The 18,620-nt window shown below is 32.3% G+C and carries 19 protein-coding genes; 12 read left to right on the top strand and 7 right to left on the bottom strand.

The window, feature by feature from the left end; genetic code table 11:
* Positions 1–26 precede the first annotated feature (26 nt).
* The 3 genes from Q0822_RS00635 to Q0822_RS00625 are packed head-to-tail and all read left to right on the top strand — an operon-like array spanning position 27 to position 2,895.
* Complete coding sequence (locus Q0822_RS00635; protein WP_299118910.1) at positions 27–770, top strand: DUF2807 domain-containing protein; 744 nt, start codon at positions 27–29, stop codon at positions 768–770.
* A gap of 12 nt (positions 771–782) precedes the next feature.
* Positions 783–1,460, top strand: a complete 678-nt coding sequence (locus Q0822_RS00630) for an ABC transporter ATP-binding protein (RefSeq protein ID WP_299118908.1) — start codon at positions 783–785, stop codon at positions 1,458–1,460.
* A gap of 10 nt (positions 1,461–1,470) precedes the next feature.
* Complete coding sequence (locus Q0822_RS00625) at positions 1,471–2,895, top strand: TolC family protein (protein WP_299118905.1); 1,425 nt, start codon at positions 1,471–1,473, stop codon at positions 2,893–2,895.
* Here the strand turns inward: Q0822_RS00625 and Q0822_RS00620 are convergent.
* The 7 genes from Q0822_RS00620 to msrB form a co-directional block, all read right to left on the bottom strand.
* Positions 2,892–3,848, bottom strand: coding sequence for an aldo/keto reductase (locus tag Q0822_RS00620; RefSeq protein WP_299118903.1), 957 nt, complete (start codon positions 3,846–3,848; stop codon positions 2,892–2,894). The two genes, Q0822_RS00625 and Q0822_RS00620, sit on opposite strands and share 4 nt — an antisense overlap.
* Positions 3,849–4,127: a hypothetical protein gene (locus Q0822_RS00615; protein ID WP_299118901.1), complete on the bottom strand. Its 279-nt coding sequence runs from the start codon at positions 4,125–4,127 to the stop codon at positions 3,849–3,851.
* On the bottom strand, positions 4,124–4,648 hold the full coding sequence (locus tag Q0822_RS00610) for a peptide-methionine (S)-S-oxide reductase (protein WP_299118898.1): 525 nt from the start codon (positions 4,646–4,648) through the stop codon (positions 4,124–4,126). Before Q0822_RS00610 ends, Q0822_RS00615 begins: the two co-directional genes overlap by 4 nt.
* Positions 4,627–4,875, bottom strand: coding sequence for a glutaredoxin domain-containing protein (locus tag Q0822_RS00605; RefSeq protein ID WP_299118895.1), 249 nt, complete (start codon positions 4,873–4,875; stop codon positions 4,627–4,629). The genes Q0822_RS00610 and Q0822_RS00605 overlap by 22 nt, the downstream gene beginning before the upstream one ends.
* 1 nt (position 4,876) lies before the next feature.
* A complete protein-coding gene (locus Q0822_RS00600; protein WP_299118892.1) occupies positions 4,877–5,362 on the bottom strand; it encodes a TlpA disulfide reductase family protein in 486 nt (161 codons plus the stop codon).
* Between the two features lie 94 nt (positions 5,363–5,456).
* On the bottom strand, positions 5,457–5,999 hold the full coding sequence (gene msrA / locus Q0822_RS00595; protein ID WP_299118889.1) for a peptide-methionine (S)-S-oxide reductase MsrA: 543 nt from the start codon (positions 5,997–5,999) through the stop codon (positions 5,457–5,459).
* Positions 5,999–6,451, bottom strand: a complete 453-nt coding sequence (gene msrB / locus Q0822_RS00590) for a peptide-methionine (R)-S-oxide reductase MsrB (RefSeq protein WP_299118886.1) — start codon at positions 6,449–6,451, stop codon at positions 5,999–6,001. The genes msrA and msrB overlap by 1 nt, the downstream gene beginning before the upstream one ends.
* Positions 6,452–6,834: 383 nt before the next feature.
* Between msrB and Q0822_RS00585 the strand changes: the two genes are divergently transcribed.
* The 9 genes from Q0822_RS00585 to fabG all read left to right on the top strand — a co-directional run bounded on the left by Q0822_RS00585 (position 6,835) and on the right by fabG (position 18,552).
* Complete coding sequence (locus Q0822_RS00585) at positions 6,835–7,746, top strand: polysaccharide lyase family 7 protein (RefSeq protein ID WP_299118883.1); 912 nt, start codon at positions 6,835–6,837, stop codon at positions 7,744–7,746.
* A gap of 18 nt (positions 7,747–7,764) precedes the next feature.
* Entirely contained in the window at positions 7,765–10,089 is a 2,325-nt protein-coding gene (locus tag Q0822_RS00580; protein WP_299118881.1) for a chondroitinase-B domain-containing protein, read from the top strand.
* Positions 10,090–10,094: 5 nt separating this feature from the next.
* Positions 10,095–11,096 (top strand): sugar kinase, encoded by a 1,002-nt coding sequence (locus tag Q0822_RS00575; RefSeq protein WP_299118878.1) that lies wholly within the window; start codon positions 10,095–10,097, stop codon positions 11,094–11,096.
* A gap of 75 nt (positions 11,097–11,171) precedes the next feature.
* Entirely contained in the window at positions 11,172–12,209 is a 1,038-nt protein-coding gene (locus Q0822_RS00570; RefSeq protein ID WP_299118874.1) for a polysaccharide lyase family 7 protein, read from the top strand.
* A gap of 7 nt (positions 12,210–12,216) precedes the next feature.
* On the top strand, positions 12,217–13,419 hold the full coding sequence (locus Q0822_RS00565) for a tRNA modification GTPase (RefSeq protein ID WP_299118871.1): 1,203 nt from the start codon (positions 12,217–12,219) through the stop codon (positions 13,417–13,419).
* Positions 13,420–13,461: 42 nt separating this feature from the next.
* Positions 13,462–15,348 carry an NADP-dependent phosphogluconate dehydrogenase gene (gndA, locus tag Q0822_RS00560; protein WP_299118868.1) on the top strand — a complete coding sequence of 629 codons (1,887 nt, stop codon included), beginning with the start codon at positions 13,462–13,464 and terminating at the stop codon, positions 15,346–15,348.
* Between the two features lie 39 nt (positions 15,349–15,387).
* Complete coding sequence (locus Q0822_RS00555) at positions 15,388–16,662, top strand: divalent metal cation transporter (RefSeq protein ID WP_299118866.1); 1,275 nt, start codon at positions 15,388–15,390, stop codon at positions 16,660–16,662.
* A 12-nt stretch (positions 16,663–16,674) separates the two neighbouring features.
* Positions 16,675–17,769: a polysaccharide lyase family 7 protein gene (locus tag Q0822_RS00550; protein WP_299118864.1), complete on the top strand. Its 1,095-nt coding sequence runs from the start codon at positions 16,675–16,677 to the stop codon at positions 17,767–17,769.
* Positions 17,770–17,781: 12 nt separating this feature from the next.
* Positions 17,782–18,552, top strand: coding sequence for a 3-oxoacyl-ACP reductase FabG (gene fabG / locus Q0822_RS00545; RefSeq protein ID WP_299118862.1), 771 nt, complete (start codon positions 17,782–17,784; stop codon positions 18,550–18,552).
* The last annotated feature ends 68 nt before the right edge of the window (positions 18,553–18,620 follow it).

The raw sequence follows: 18,620 nt of genomic DNA, 5'->3' as shown, positions 1-18,620 counted from the left end.
TCATTAATCAAAAATTAATATAAACCATGAAAAATTTCAAACTTATAGTCGTAATTAAATTTGTATTATTAGTACAAATAACGCTTGCTCAAACAAAGCAGACAGTAGGCGATTTTAATAAAGTAATTATTAGTCCGCATATTGAAACCACTTTTGTAAAAGGAGATGAAAATTCCGTTACTATTTTAGATAGTACAGAACCAGAAGACAAAATTAATATTCAAGTTAACGGAAATACCCTTAGAGTGTATTTGGATGATGCCAAAGAAACAACTAAACACAAAAAGGTTTTAAAAAATGGAGTCAAGATGAAAGTGCCTATTTACAAAGGCAAAGTGTTAACTATTCGAGTGACTTATAAAAACATAGATAACCTTTCTTTAAGAGGTGAGCAAATAACAGTTTGTGAGAGTTTAATTGAAGTAGAAAATTTTAAACTTAAAATTTATGGTGAATCTCAAGTTACATTCAGTGAGGTTAACATAGTAGAATTTGATGTTGATGTTTATGGTGAAAGTCAGTTAACTATAAATGGAGGATCTACTGTAAATCAGTATATAACTGCTTATGGTGAAGGTGAAATTAACTTAGTTGAGGTTGATAATAAAATGTCTAAACTTAAAGCTTATGGCGAAGCAGAATTTAGAATACAGGCTTCAGAAAGTATAAAATTCACTGCTTATGGTGAGGCTAAACTATATTATAAGGGTAAAGCAGAAGTAAACAGAGGATTGAGTTTTGGGGATTCACAAATTAACCATATAGACTAAAAACAACCAAAAATGGGAAATACATTATTAAGTTTAAATGAAGCAACAAGAACAGTAAATTCTGGAAGTAATAAAGTTACTTTGTTAGATAATATTAATCTACAAGTTAAGGAAGGAGAGTTTATTTCATTAATGGGACCATCTGGTTCAGGGAAATCAACTTTACTAAATTGTATAGGAATGCTAGATAGTTTTACAGGAGGTGGTTATACTTTTTTAGGTGAACCCGTCCATAGTATGAAGGAGAGGAGTAGATCTAAACTCTATAAAGAGTATATCGGCTTTGTATTTCAGGCCTATCATCTTATTGATGAATTAACGGTTTGGGAAAATATTGAAACTCCATTGCTTTACAAAAGTGTAAAATCCTCTGAACGGAAAGCATTGGTAGCAGATATGCTAGATCGATTTAATATTGTTGGTAAAAAGAATTTGTTTCCTGTTCAATTAAGTGGTGGTCAACAACAGTTGGTTGGTATTGCTAGAGCCTTAATAGGAAAACCAAAATTGATCTTGGCTGACGAACCAACAGGGAATTTAAATTCTAAACAAGGTGAAGAGATAATGGAGTTGTTTGCTGAATTAAACAAAGGTGGCGTTACCATAATCCAGGCTACGCACTCAGAAAGTAATGCAGCTTATGGGTCACGAATTATTAATTTACTAGATGGTAAAATAGTCTCAGAATAACAAAATAATCATGATACAGAAACAACTTATATACATCATAATTTTTATGATGAGTCTAACTGGATATGCTCAAGATCAATCTGAGAAACGTTATTCCTTAGAAGAATGTATTTCCATAGCATTACAAAATAATCTCGATTTAAAATCAACAAATTTACTAGCTAATTCTGCTAAAGTCAATTACCAGCAATCTAAAGCAAACTTGTTACCCAGTATTAATGGTAATTTTAATTTGGGCGTTAATGATGGTAGAAGTATTGATCCTTTTACTAACGATTTTATAAATCAAGAGTTAACATTTTCTAATTTAGGCCTAAGTATAGACGCTACTATTTTTAATGGATTTCGATTATTGAATACAGCTAAGCAGAATCGTTTAAACAAAAAGGCTTCAGATCTCGAAATTGAAGCTGCTAAACAAGACTTAGTACTGAATGTAACATTAGCATATCTTCAAGTTCTAAATGCAAGAGATGTTTTAGAATTAACTAAAGCACGACTAGAAGCTACTAGAAAACAGCTTAATATACAAAAAGGATTTTATGAAAATGAATCCGGAAACCCAGCTGATTATGCTGATATATTAGGACAAGTTGCAAATGATGAAACAAGTATTTTGGTTTCAGAAAGCAGTTTGAACAATGCAAAATTAAGTTTAATGAGACTATTAAATTTAGAAGAAGGTGGTGGTATAGACACTAAGAATCTTATTCTAGATTTTGAAGTCTACAATTTATCTGCTGATGAGGTTTACTTGCAAGCATTACAAAATTTAGCAACATTTAAAGCCAGAGAATTGCGTGTAGAAGCTGCGAAGAAGGGAGTCAGTGTTGCTAAATCTCAGTTTACTCCAGAAATATCTGTGTTTGGTGGAGTAAATAGCAATTATTCCAGTGCAGCAGAAATATTTACGTCAACAGGTACGAGTATTGTTGAAACTAGCGATTTTGTGACAGTTAATGGCCAAGATTTACCCGTGATGACAGAGCAGACGTCATTCGCTTCAAATGGAATTGGTTACGAAGATCAATTGGATAATAATTTAAATACTGTTATTGGAGTAGCGGTTAATGTTCCACTTTTTAATGGATTTAGGGCTAAAAATAATGTAGCCTTAGAAAAAATTAGAGTTAAGGAATCTATTTTAGACTTAGAGCGAACACATTTAGACATTAAAAATGTTATTGCTCAAGTTCATTTTGATATGGAAGCGGCTTATAAGCGACACCAAAGCCTATTAAAACAAGTAGAGGCATATGAAGAATCTTATCGTATTAATGACATAAGGTTTAAAAATGGGGTTTCAAATTTCTTGAATTATATCTCTAGTAAAAACAATTTGGATAACGCAAGGGTTAATTTAGCAAATGCCAAGTATGAATATTTGTTGCGCGTAAAAATTTTAGATTATTATAGAGGTACTACAGTTGATTAATTCCATTTCAGATGACTACGCTCTTTCCAATAATTGTGAGGAGTTACTGCAAATAATTTTAGTTTAGAGACTTCGTTTTTATCTAATTCAAAATTTAAAGCTTTTAGATTCTCTTTAAGTTGATTGCTGTTTGAGGCGCCACTTAAAATAACGCTAGGTTCTAAGTGGTCAATTATAAAACGCAAAGCAATAGCATCTGTTCCAACAGAGTATTTACTTGAAAGGTGCCCTAAATAGTCATAAGCGGATTCGTATTGAAAAAATTTATCATTTTTAAATACGCGACCATTAGCTAAAGCTTCTTTGATAATGATAGTTTTACCTTTTGCTAATAATTCTCTCAAGATATGAAAACATGACTGTTCAAAAATATTAAAAGTTACTTGATAGCTATCAAATAAATCATCGCCATCAAAATTAATTTTTTGTGCTACTTCAATAATTTTAACTTGTTCAGTTCCGCTAGACGTAATTCCAATTTTTAAATTATGCTCTTGCTTTAATTCGTATAGCTTAGACAAGACAGCTTCATTGGTTAAAACACCACTGTCTAGTGTTGCAGAGTGTACTTGATAGATTTTTAGATTAGGAAGCATGGCTTTTGATACTTCCCATTGCTTATTCAATTTTGAGATGGAATGTTCTTTAATTTCGTGTTTGCCAGAAAATCCAATTTCCCAATTGGCAACATAAGTATAACCGAATTTTGTTGAGAGATTAACATCTTTGTGATTTCTTGAGTTATTCCATTCTAATAAAAATTGTTCACCTAAACCATATGATGGTGCTACATCAAAATCTTTAATACCAAGCGTATAACTTTCATCTAAAACCTTAAAAGCAATTGCTTTAAATACCTCAACAGACTTATCAATATTTGTGTTTGATCTAATATTGATATAATCTGGTCTGCCCAAAGCGGCCATACCTAATCCAATTTTTGTTTGATTCATCTAGTGGTTGTGAGCGTAATTAATAGTACAAGTTTTACAGGTATAGGTGTCTTTTTGAATAGCAATACCTTCAATATTACTCTCAACAATTTTATTGATGAAGTTATTATAAGTTTCATCTCTTTTTTCGTTTTTACTTCCTTTCATAAACTCATAGAATTCACCTTCCCATTCTTGTTTTCCCCAACAATTTGGACAAATACCTTCAGGAGAATTACCTGTTGATTCATTATTTTTCTTTTTGTTGAAGTAGCTTTTTATAGATTCAAATAATGTCATTGTTTTAATTTTAAATTGTTTGATATAAAGTTTTTATTGATTTGGTCTGAGAATTTATCTAGTATTAGCTTCAATTTAGGGTTTATAAAGCGTTCACAAAAAGGCTTTTTAGGATTTTTTAGATAATAATTTTGAATCGCTTCTCGTGAGGCTTTAAATTCTGAAAATGGATATACATTAGTAATAAGTTGATTATCAAATTCAGCTTGAAATTCGTTTAATGTATTTTTTACTTCCTGTGCTTGTTCTTCTGAAAAGATATAAATCGCTGAACGATATTTATCTCTCATCGAGTGTGCTGAGTTACTTTTGTGTGTATATAAGTGAATTTCAATCAAAGTTTGAAGCGATATAATTTCAGGATTAAAGTGAACAATTACAGCTTCAGAAAATGAACTGTTTTCATTTGTTGAAGATACGTAACCTTGCTCTACTTGTTCAACACCTTTCAAAGATTGAAATACAGCCTCAGTACACCAATGACAGCCACCTCCTAGTGCTATTTTAGTTTGTCTAGCCATTTGTTTAATTCATTATCGGATGGATTTCGCAATTTCTTTTTATCAATGGTTATTGTAGGGAAATTAAGTTTTTTGTTTTCGTACAAACCTCTTAATTCCTCAGCAAAGACATCATCCATTTCGACATCTAGAAACGAAAAAGCGAGTCCTTTTTGACCTAAAAAGGATTTATAGTATTGAGTTTTATGGCACCTTTCGGTGCCATAAAGTTTAATTTCTAATGCCATGCTATAAAGATTTTAAAAACTCTATTGCTGCCTCTGGGTTTAAATGAAAATCACTATACACCACATTATCGTGCTTATCAATAAAAATAAACCAGGGCGTACCTCCAGTATTGTAATTGGTCATAATATTAGAGCGTGATTTACCATCGTTACCGGCATCATGTCCAAAAGGAATCTTAAGCATATATCGTTTTTGAGTTTCTACCATTTTCTCATAAGTGTTTGAATCATGACCTTCAAAAACGGTTTGAATAGCCATAAATTCTATATTATCATTATGCTTTAAAGCTTCGACCATTTTTTGTAGATCTGGTAGGCCTTTGCTGTGACAACCCGGACACCAACTTTGAAAACAATAAACGATTTTAAATTTTCCTTTAAAATCTGATAATTTAATAGGTTCAGTTTTGTTACCCTTAGCATCTATCCAAGAATTAACATCAAATTCTGGTGCTTTCAAAATTGGTTTTTCTGTTTGATTTGACATAATTATGTCCCTCTCTTTTTAAAATTATTTAATAATAAACTCTAGACAATTCATTTTCTGAATTGCCTTAGAGTTTTTAATAAGTGCAGTTTAATTAAGCGCTCTTTAGCTTATCAGCATGTAGTTTACGTAACTTCATCAGTTTTGGTGTAATCACAAAACTACAATAGCCCTGAGTCTGATTATTTCTGTAATAATCTTGATGCTCCTTCTCAGCTTCGTAGAACTTAACAGCTTCTGATACTTCAGTAACTATTGGGTCTTCATAGTACTGAGCCAGTTCTTTAATGACAACTTCTGCGATTTCTTTTTGAGACTTATCATGATAATAAATTACCGATCGATATTGTGTGCCACGATCTGCACCTTGTCTATTTAATGTAGTAGGATCGTGAGTCGTCATAAAAATGATAAGAATATCTTCGTAAGTAATCACGTTTGCATTAAAAGTAACTTGGATGACTTCGGCATGACCAGTTAAGCCAGAGCAAACTTCTCTGTAGGTTGGTCTTCCTGGTGCATTGCCTCCAGTATACCCAGAAACCACTTTTTCTACACCTTTTACTTCTTGAAATACGGCTTCTGTACACCAAAAGCAACCTCCGCCAAATGTGGCGATTTTTAAATTAGTAGTCATTAAGCAGTCTCCTTATCTAAAGTCATGGACTCTGAATTAATACAGTATCGTAATCCGCTTGGTTCTGGTCCATCAGGGAAAATATGTCCTAAATGGGCATCACAAGTGTTACACATTACTTCAACGCGCACCATACCAAAAGATGAATCCTTATCATATTTAATGGCGTTTTCTTTAATAGGTTGCGTAAAACTTGGCCAACCTGTACCAGAACTAAATTTAATTGTAGAATCAAACAGAGGAGTATCACAACATATACAGTTGTATTTACCTTCATCGTAGATGCTACAAAGTGCGCCGCTATGAGCGCGTTCTGTACCTTTTTGTCTCGTAATTCTGAATTGTTCTGGAGTTAATTGAGCTCTCCACTCAGCTTCTGTTTTTTCAACACGTTTATCTGGTGTTGGGTTTCCGTTTACGGAGAAATTGATAACATCTTTCCAAGTTAGCATAATATGGGTTCCTTTCTTTTCTAGTTAATAATATGCTTTTTATAAAGATATTAATATAGTCGTATAAATTACAACTTTCTTACACACTTTAAAAACAAAATGCGCTAATGATTTGTTCAAATAAACTGTGGTAATTTATTTTTACAAAGTTTTTAATATTGATATAATTGATACGACTTTGAGATGGAAATTATATGTTTTTGAGATTATTTTATAGGATTATCAGAAGGACGTTTATTGTATCCTTTAGTTTTCAATTAATTATATTTGTTTAGGTAATTAGTATATTGTTTACATAATTATCTTTATATTTTCTGATAAATAGAAAAAATATCTTACATTTGGTTAACCAATCTGGTAAACCAATTATAATTAAAGAATATATGACTTTAAGAGCATCTTTTTTCTTCACTATTCTTGTTATACTATTATCAAGTTGTTCTAATAATTATGGTAACGATGACGACAGTTTAGGGCCTACCACTATTGATAACCCAGATGATGTTAATGATGTTACTTACGCAGATATTAATTTTTCAAATTGGAAAGTAACATTGCCAGTTGATGAAAACAACAATGGTAGTCCAGATGAGTATCAACCAAATGAATTAGTCAATGGTGGTTATAGAACTAATACAGCGATACAACCTTATATGTATGATGATACTGAAGATTCTTCTATAGAATTTTATACATTTCCAGCGTCAACAACAACAAATAGTTCATATTCTAGAACTGAGCTACGTGAATTAATTAATCCATCTAATGCTCGAAGTAATTGGTCATTAGCTCAAGGAGGTAATATGACAGGTCGATTAAAGCTGGTAGACATATCTGAAGATTCTCAAAGTAGTAGTCAATATCATAGAACTATAGTAATGCAAATTCATGGAATTATTTCTGAAAATGATATGGCAATCCATGGATTTTCATCTAATAATGGCCCACCATTAATAAAAATTTACTGGAAAGATGGCTACATATGGTCTCATAAAAAATCACTTGTGGATGAGACTACTTCTGGTGATGACCTTTTAGATACATCAAGTTCTACTTGGTATGATATAAAAGATAATATGGGCTATGTTGGTTTTGAGGCTTTTGATTTTAGAATTACAGCTTCAGATGCCAGATTAGAATTACAACTCAATGAAAATGAACCTTTAGTTTATGAAGATGTAAGTTTAGAAAAATGGCCTTTTCAAAATTATTATAAAGCAGGAAATTATCTAGGTTCTACTGCTGAAGGAGCATTTTCTAAAGTAAAATTTTTTGAATTAGAAGTATCTCATTAAGTACTAAAAAATATATAAATGAAGAAATATTTATTAGCTGTCGGCTTACTGGCCTTGTTTTTATCTTGTGATGAGATATCTGAATCAAATTCCAATCAAGTAATTTCTAGTGCAGATGAACTAAATAAAGCGATATCAAGTGCTGAACCAGGTGATAATATAATTCTAAAAAATGGTGTTTGGAAAGATGTTAAAATTAAATTCAGAGGCAAAGGAACTAAAGATAAACCTATAACTCTAAAAGCAGAAACACCTGGTAAAGTTAGTATTGAAGGTCAATCCTATTTAAAATTTGGTGGAGAGTATTTAGTAGTTGATGGTTTACATTTTAAAAATGGTTTTTCTCCATCAAATGCTGTAGTAGACTTTAAAATAAGTCATAAAGATACATTAGACGAGATAGCGAACAATTGCAAATTTACCAATAGCGTTATTGAAGATTTTAATAAACCAAAACGCGATAAAAGCGATTTATGGGTTCAATTTTGGGGAAGACATAATGAGTTAAGTAATTGTTATATCGCAGGAAAAACAAATAGAGGTCCAACTGTAAGAGTCAGTATTGCTGGTGTAGAAAGTATTAATAATTACCATCAAATTGTAAACAACCATTTTGGGCCAAGACCAGTAAAAGGAGGTCCAAGTGGTGAAACAATTCAACTGGGAGATAGTTATACGTCGATGTCACCGAGTCATACATATGTTGCTAATAACTTATTTGAAGAATGTAATGGTGAGGTTGAGGTTATTTCTAGTAAGACAAATTTTAATGTATTTAAAAATAATGTATTCTATAAGAGTGAAGGCTCTTTAGTAACACGTCATGGAAATTATGTAACGATTGACGGAAACTATTTTATAGGAGATGGTGTAAACGAAAACTATGGAGGAATCAGAATTATTAATACAGGACATTGGGTAGTTAATAACTATTTTTATGGACTAAAAGGTAAAAGTTTTAGAAGCCCATTAGCAGTAATGAATGGTATTCCAAAATCGCCGTTAAACCGTTATAATCAAGTTACAGATGTTGTCGTGGCTTATAATACCTATGTGAATTGTAGTTCACCTTGGCAATTTGGTGTGGGGACAAATATTGCACAAGCTGATGTATTGCCACCATCCGAAATTCGCTCGGCAAGAGCTATTAGAACTACGGTTGCTAATAATATTATTTATAATGAAAAAGGATTAGAAAACATTGTTGTTGAAAACGATAAAGCAGATGGCGTTATGTTCAAAAACAATATTGTAGATAATAAAGGTGTAAAATTCAAAGATTTTAATGGTGGAATTGTTGAAGCTCCTTTAGACCCAAAAATACTAACTGACAACATTTATATTCCAACAGGAATACCAAATGATTTTGAAGCATATAATGGCTTCGATTTTAATACTATCGAAACCGATTTATTTGGTGTTTCTAGAAAAGACAGTAAGAGTATTGGTGCAGTAATAGGCAAAGACGTATCGGACCCAAATATTTTAGATAAATCTAAATATGGAACCACTTGGTTTTCAAATGAAATTGAAGCTAAAGAACCTGTAACGCATTCTGTAACTAAAACAGAAGAATTACAAGTTAAAATTAATGAGGCAGAAAATGGAGATATTATCGCTTTGGCAGAAGGTATTTATAATGTGAATAATTCTTTAGTAATTAATAAAACATTGACTATTCAATCTGAAGGAAAAGCTGAAGTTGTGTTTTCAGGAGCATCAAATACACCATTGTTTTCATTGCAACCTAAAGGAAAACTAACAGTTAATTTTCTAAACTTAAAAGGAAACAATACCAACTACGCGTTTGCAAGTTTAAAAGAAAACATGTCTAATCACTTTGGATTAACAGTTTTAAATTCAACAATAAAGGATTTTAATTACGTCTTAAAAGCCTATAAAGAATCGTTTGCAGAACGTGTTACTTTTGAAAACACATCAATTTCAAATTGTGAAAACGGAATCGAATTATCTGAAGAAACAAACGACAAAGGAGATTATAACACAGAATATTTAACTATTAATAACTGTAATTTCAATAATGTTAAAGCTAATGTTATAGATTATTACAGAGGCGGATATGATGAGTCTACCATTGGTGGAAACCTTTTAGTAACCAATAGCACATTTACCAATTGTGGAGTAAAAGAGAAAAACAAAAGGTTATTAAATCATAATGGTATTGTAAATGTAAATATTACTAAAAACACATTTAAAAATAACCCAGTTCAATTTGTGTCTATTTTATGGGGAGCAAAGAATAATGTAGAGTCTGAAAACAGCTTAACTAATTCTGGAAAAATAAAAACAGAAGAAAATTTAGTAATGAAGTTGATGTATTAGAAGTTATGGCCAAAAAAGTAATAACATTCGGTGAGGTTATGATGCGATTGTCGCCACCTGGTTATGAAAAATTTTCACAGGCTTCTTCATTCGAGCTTGTTTACGGTGGAGGCGAAGCAAATGTAGGTATTTCATGTGCTTACTTGGGGATGAAAGCAGCTCACGTCACACGTTTTCCTGATAATGCCCTTGGAAAAGCTGCTACTCAATTTTTACGAAAACATTGGTTAAGCACAGAGCATGTTATTTATGGTGATGAGATGATGGGCAAGTATTTTCTCGAAAAAGGTGCCGTACATAGATCTAGTGAAGTCATTTATGAAAGAGAAGGTTCTGCATTTTCCTTGATAGAACCATCAATGATAGATTGGGAAGATGTCCTCAAGGATGCCGATTGGTTCCATTGGACAGGTATAACACCTGCTATTTCAAAAGGAGCTGCAAATTCTTGTTTAGATGCTATTAAAACAGCGAACAAATTAGGAATAACAGTTTCAGGAGATATTAATTCGCGGAATAATATGTGGAAATACGGAAAAACAATGCAGGAAGTCATTCCTGATTTAGTGCGTAATACTGATGTTGTAATAACCAGTAGTAGTGGTATTCGCGAAATGTTTTCCTTAGGTAAATTAGACGATAAATTCCAGGATTTAGCTATAGAACTAATAGACCTTTTTCCTAACATAAAGAAAGTAGTCAAAAAAACAAGAAGGATCATTAGTGCATCACACCATCAAATTCAAGGAAAAATGTGGAATGGGCAAGATTACATTAAATCCGATATGCTAAACATAACTCACATTATAGATCGAGTTGGTACTGGTGATGCATTTGCCGCTGGTTTAATCTATGGGTTACTACATTATGATAATAAACAGGCTATAGAATTTGCTTCGGCAGCTTGTGCATTGAAACATACTGTTCCGGGTGATGTAAATACGGTGTCTCTTGAGAACGTAGAAACCTTATTGCAAAGTGATACTGCTGGAGCAATAAAGAGGTAGTTTAAGAAGAAATACTATTGATAAATAGTTGAAGCAAGTATTTCATTTCACGATAATTCAATAAATGAACTAATTATGGATTCTCAGAATAATAAAACAGTATTTAAGCTTCTTTTATTGATTAGTATTACAATATTAATGAATAGTTGTGGTGATGACACTAAGAAATCCAATGAGGAAGTTTCAAAAGCAAAGATTTACCCGAGTGATGTCATTCCGTTTATGGACAAGTGGAAAATCCTTTTAGGTGATGGAACTCATGTTGATGATTTAGTAAATTACCAAAAAGATGATTTTTTCTATGTTGAAAAAGAAAATGGTACAAATTGGGTAGTTTATAAAACGCCTAATGCTGGTATCACCTCAAGAACATCAAAAAATACACGTACAGAATTAGGTGAAAAAGCACACTGGATTCCAGAAACTGGCGGAAAACTAACAGGTACCTTAAAAGTGCAACATGTCTCCACTACTGGTCATGCCACAAAAGCGTCTTCCTATTCAGTCGTCATCGGTCAAATTCATAGTGATGAAGGTCATGAAAACGAACCTTTAAAAATCTATTATAAAAAATTCCCTGGTCATACAAAAGGCTCTGTATTTTGGAATTATGAAATCAATACAAAAGGTGATAATATTGGAAGATTTGATTATTCTACTGCTGTTTGGGGACATGATTTTTCTGTTGTGGGTTCAAGTCCAACAGATTATCCAAAAGAACCAGAAAATGGTATTGCTTTAGGGGAAGAATTTAGTTACGAAGTTAACGTGTATAAAGGTGTTATGTATTTGACTTTTAAAAGTGAAGGTCATAAAACGGTAAAACATATCAAAAGTCTAATTAAATCAGAATTTGCGACTAGAGAAGACGTGCCAGAACAGGTTAAAAAGGTGTATGCTAACAGAGAAAAAGGTGGTGGAGTTGAACGCGAAATGGCCTATGCTGGCGAAAAAAATTACTTCAAACAAGGTTGTTATAATCAAGCTAATCCAGGTAGCACCAAATCTGAAACCTATGGAGGTGATATAGCCAAACAATATGAAAATGGAAGCTATGCAGAGGTTTGGTTTAGAGAGGCGACTTTGGGAGAAGGAATAACACCTAATAAATAATTTTTGAATGAGATATAATTTTTTAGTTATTTTTTTAATTGTGAGTAGTTCTTTTTTTGCTCAAACTAATTTTGAAAAAGGATCGTTTATAACTAATTCTAATGAAAAAATAGAATGCTTAATTAAAAACATCGATTGGAAAGATAATCCAATCGATTTCAAATATAAATTATCTGAATCTGGTTATGTTAAAACTCATACAATTAAAGAAATAAAGGTTTTCGAGATTTATGGTAGTTCAAAATATATCAGGGCTAAAGTAGAAATAGATAGATCTAGTGATAATATAGACGATTTATCAGTAAATAGAAACCCAATCTTTAAGATTGAAGAATTGTTTTTGAGACTTGTTGTAGAGGGTAAAGGTAATTTATATAAGTATGAAGATGGTTTGCTTAACCGCTTTTTTTATAAAATTAATAATAATCCTATTAAGCAACTCGTATATAAGAGATATAAAATAAAGGGAAGTGTAATAGGTCAAAACAATTATTACAGACAGCAATTGTTAAATAGTATAAAGTGTGATGAAATTAATGAAAACCAACTAGGCAACTTGGACTATAATACCCAAGATTTATCATCTTTATTTGAGAGATTTAACGAATGCGATAAATCTATTCAGACTGTTAATTATCAAAAAAATAATAAAAAAGATTTATTTAATTTAAGAGTAAAAGCCGGAATCGCTTCAAGTTCAGTTTCAATTAGAGGTGCTAATAGAGATAGTAGAGATGCAGATTTTGAAAACAAACTTATTTTTAGATTGGGTGCTGAGGTAGAATTATTACTACCTTTTAATAACGACAAGTGGGCATTTATTTTAGAACCAAGCTATCAGAATTATCAAGCTAAGACAACGGTACTAAATCCTATTAATTTTACTGATGATAACGCGGAAGTTTATTATAAAACTATCGAATTACCAATAGGTCTAAGACATTATTTTTTTCTTAATGATAACTCCAAAATATTCTTAAATGGTTTTTATTCTTTAATATTTCCTATAGATTCTCGGGTTCACTATGGGACTGTATTAGATTATAATATTGAGAACGGAGCTGCTTTTTCGATAGGTGCTGGATATATGTTTAAGCAATTCAGTGTAGAATTTAGATACGATAGTCCAAGAGAAATGTTAAATGATTATCCCAATGTCAATGCTGATTTTAATCAAGTTGCTTTAATTTTTGGATATCAAATATTTTAAAATGATTAATAGGTAGGTTAATATATCGGTTGTTTTTAAATCATGAATAATAGAGTAATTTTCATAATGGGTGTTTCTGGAAGTGGAAAAAGTACCATTGGAAAATTGCTAGCACAAGACTTTAAGATTCCTTTTTTTGATGGTGATGACTTTCATCCCGAAGGTAACGTTGTGAAAATGTCTAGTGGAAACCCGTTAAATGATGATGATAGAAAAGTTTGGTTAGAGACTTTAAATAATCTAGCTAAACAACAACTTACAAAAAACAGTTGTGTTATTGCGTGTTCAGCACTAAAACAAAAGTATCGTGATACTTTAAGTTCAACTATTGAAAGTCAAACAAAATGGGTGCATTTATCTGGTTCTTTTGAACAAATTTTAGAAAGATTACGAATTAGAAAAGGTCATTTTATGCCTTCAGAATTACTAAAATCCCAGTTTGAGACGCTAGAACAGCCAAAAAGCGCAATTACAATAGATATAACCCTTGAGCTAAAAGAAATTATAGTCGAAGTAAAAAATCATTTAGAGGATAAATCAGAATTTGGATTATTTGGTTTAGGTGTTATGGGTAAGAGCCTATGCAGAAACTTAGCAAATAATGGGTTTAAAATTTCAATGTTTAATAGACATGTTGAAGATGTTGAAGTCGATATTGCTAAAAACTTTAGAGCTGAATTTCCAGAACTATCTAATGCGTCTACTTTTGATGATATTTCAGCTTTCGTGAATTCTTTGCACCAACCACGACGCATCATGCTTATGGTCAATGCTGGAAAAACTATTGATTATGTAATTGAAGATTTATTACCTCATTTATCTAAAAACGACATTTTAATTGATGGCGGAAACTCTAACTATAAAAAAACAAAGAAGCGTAACGATTACTTAAAAACGAAAGGTATACACCTTATTGGAGCAGGAGTTTCAGGAGGCGAAGAAGGTGCTTTAAAAGGGCCATCCATTATGCCAAGTGGTGATTTAGATGCTTATAAACAAGTGCAACCATTTCTAGAAACTATTTCTGCTAAAGACCAAAATGGATTGCCATGCTGTACTTATGTTGGACCAGAAGGAAGTGGTCATTTTATAAAAATGGTGCACAATGGAATTGAGTATGTAGAAATGCAATTATTGGCTGAAGTAGCTACAATTCTAAAAGCTTTAGGTCAGAATCCTGATGACATTGCTAATACCTTAGAGTCTTGGAAAGACAGGTCGAACAGTTACTTGTTAGAAATAACTACTACTATTTTTGGAAAGAAAGAAGGTGGCGAATTTTTGGTAAATAAAGTATTAGACAAAGCAGGAAATAAAGGCACAGGAAACTGGACAACCATTGCTTCAGCAGAGCTTGGTGTACCAAATACTTTAATTGCTTCCGCTTTGTTTTCTCGTTATATTTCGTTTTATAAGGAAGAACGTATTCAGCTAAGTAAGAATTTTAAAAAAGTAATTACTACGGAATTAGGTATAACTTCAAATGACCTGTTAGAAGCCTATCAATTCGCGAGAATTATTAATCATTATCAAGGTTTTAAATTGATAAATGAAGCATCTAACAGATTCAATTGGAGCCTAAACTTAAGTGAAATAGCAAGAATATGGACCAATGGCTGTATTATTAGATCTTCTTTAATGGAAAAATTGGTTGAAGTCTTTAAAAACACAACTAACATTTTAACCAATCCAGAGATTATAACTCTTATAAATTTATATAAAACTTCGGCAAAAAAAGTGGTGTCGCAATGTGTGTTAAATGACTTAGCAATACCTGCTTTTGCAGAAGCGATTCAATTTCTAAACGGAATTACGACAGCATATACTTCTGCAAATATCATTCAAGCACAACGCGATTATTTTGGGGCGCATACTTATCAAAGGTTAGATGATGATTCTGGGAAAAACTATCACACCCACTGGAATTAAAAGCTAGTAACCAAAACTAAAAATCCAACCACTAATGCTATGGAATCTACAACACAAAACAAATCATTACTAAAAAAGATTGTTGCCATAATATTAGGTTTCGGACCAGGTATTTTTGCTATTGGTTATACGATCGGTACGGGTAGCGTAACTTCTATGATTGTTGCTGGTAGTAAATTCAATATGCAATTATTATGGGTATTATTATTAAGTTGTTTTTTTTCTGGAATTTTAATGTTTGCTTATGGTAATTATGGATTAATAACTAGTGAAACTGCCCTTTATGGATTTAAGAAACATTTGAAATTCGGTAAAGTCTTAGCGATATTAGTTATAGTAGGTATCACTTTTGGACAATGGAATTCCTTAATGGGAATTTTAGGAATTTCATCTAATATTATTTTTGAAATATTAGCATTGAATTTTGAAAGTTTAGGTGAATTTAAATACGAAACAGTTTTAGTTATAGCCATCATAATTATAATTACCTTTTATTTATTGATGCTGGTTGGTAAGTATACTTTTTTTGAAAAAATACTTATCATTTTTGTAACCTTGATGGGTTCTTCATTTTTGCTCTCATTATTTTTTGTACAACCACTTCCAGTAGATGTTGTTAAAGGATTAATTCCAACAATTCCTGATGTGCCTGGTGGAAAAATGTTAGTTGCGGCATTTGTTGGCACTACTATGGCAGCTGCAACTTTTTTATCACGTCCACTATTTGTAAAAGGAAAGGGATGGACGATTAAAAATTTAAGTCAACAAAAAAGAGATGCAATTACAGCAGCTATTTTAATATTTGTTATTAGTGGCATTATAATGGCTGTTGCTGCTGGAGCACTGTTTTCGGAGGGTAAAGAAGTGGCCAAAGTATTAGATATGGCAAATACATTGGAGCCAGTTGCAGGAAAATGGGCTGTCACTATATTTTTTTTTGGTGCTTTAAGTGCAGGCCTATCTTCTATTTTTCCATGTTTATTAATTGCACCATTACTAATTGCAGATTATCAATCTGGAGAATTAGATACCAATTCCAGACAATTTAGAATTATAACTTTTATAGCCTGCTTAGTTGCTTTAATTGGCCCTGCTTTTGGTGCTAACCCTATTGAAATTCAAATTCTATCTCAAGTATTTAATGTGTTTGTATTACCGATTGTTATTCTAGGAATCATACTACTAGTAAACAACAAAAAGATTATGAAAGGCTATAAAACAAGTCTATTTATTAATGTTGGTTTGTTTGCTTCATTACTATTTGCTTGTATTATTTCTTATAATGGAATTATAGCATTAACCGAATATTTTTAACGAAATTTAACCATGGGGAATGAGCAAAAACTAATAAAAATAGGATCAAGGCTACTAATTCTTAGTATTTTTCTAATACTCGGTAGTTGTAAGGATGAAGAAAAAACAATAGATGAAAAGGAAGAGGGAAACACAGTTTACGCAAGTGACGTTATTCCATTTTTTAATCATTGGAAATTAATATTGGGTGATGGATCAAATGCTGGTATTGCTAAGAATTTTCTGCACAAAGATTTCTTATATACTGCAAATGACGATTCAGGTAATTGGGTGGTTTTTAAAGCACCAAATGGCGGTGATACACATGGCACTTCCAATAATACAAGAACTGAATTAGCGCAAATCAAAAAATGGTATCCAGCTAGTGCTGATGATAAGTTATCTGCCACATTAAAAGTAATGAACGTATCATTAACGGGTGATGCTCGTGTAGCAGCATCATATTCTGTGGTTGTAGGGCAAATACATAGCGCTGATGGACACGAGAATGAACCGCTAAAAATATTTTACAAAAAGTTCCCTGGTCATAACAAGGGTTCGGTGTTTTGGCATTACGAAATCAATACTGAAGGTGATGATAATTCTAGAAGATGGGATTATTCGACAGCAGTTTGGGGACATGATTTTTCAGTGGTGGGTCGTGATAAAAATTCATATCCAAAAGAGTCTAAAGATGGTATTGCTTTAGGTGAAGAATTTAGCTATGAAATACAGGTTAAGAATGGTATTATGCATCTAAAATTTACAAGCGGAGAACACGAAACAAAAACATTTACAAAAAATTTAATTGAGTCTCAGTACTCAACAAGTTCAGATTTTCCTAAGCAAACTCAAGATTTGTTTGTGCCAATTGGTCAAGATGGAGTAGAACGTACAAATGCTTATGCAGGTGAGGGCTGTTTTTTTAAACTTGGTTCTTACAATCAAACCAATGGTAAGTCACCAAAAGTTAATAAAAACTGGTGTTCTGGTGCTGAAACTCATGGAGGGGATATTCAAAAACAATATGCAGACGGAAACTATGCAGAGGTATGGTTTAAAAAAGCAAGTATACAGGTGAGTGATTCTGCTGTGTCTAATGAAGGCTATTTTGCAAAAAATGATTAATTCATAACAATCATGAAAAACAATAATAAATTAACTGGAAAAAACATACTCATCACAGCTGGTGCTCAAGGTATTGGTGAGTCGATAACCAAACATTTTATTGAAAGCGGATCCAATGTGGCAATCCATTTTTTTTCTAGCGCAGATAATGCGCACCGTTTAACCAATTACGCAAAAGATAAAGGATTAAAAGCTATAGCTATAAGTGGTGACTTAACAAAAGAAGAGGATGCAAATGACTTAGTTGAAAAAACGGTAAAAGCTTTGGGTGGCTTAGATATTCTAATTAATAATGCTGGCTCACTTGTGGCGCGCAAGCTACTAAGTGAAATGGAAACTGATTTTTGGAATAAAGTGATGGACATCAACCTTACATCTATGATGTTGGTGACTAGAGCAGCAGCACCATATTTAGCAAAAAATGACACCAGTAGTATTGTTAATTTGGCATCACTCGCTGGACGGAAAGGTGGTCATCCAGGTTCATTGGCTTATGCTACGAGTAAAGGGGCTATATTAACCTACACTCGAGCACTTGCAACTGAATTTGGAGCTCAAGGGACAAGAGTTAATGCTGTGGCGCCTGGACTTATTCTCGGTACTTCGTTTCATAACACACATACCACGAAAGAATCTGCCTCTGAGACGATAGCTGGCATTCCGATTCAACGTGCAGGTAATGCAGATGATGTTGCTCGTGCAGTATTGTATTTAGCATCCGAATACGATGGTTTTATTAATGGAGCTACTTTAGATATTAATGGTGGTGTCTATAACATGTGATTTTAATGATTTTAGATTTATTATTTTGATAAATACTTCCATTGCTAAGATGAAAAATTATCGTATAT

The organism is uncultured Winogradskyella sp., from assembly GCF_947496485.1.
Taxonomy (GTDB): Bacteria; Bacteroidota; Bacteroidia; order Flavobacteriales; family Flavobacteriaceae; genus Winogradskyella.
This window is presented reverse-complemented; position numbering and strand designations above follow the sequence as displayed.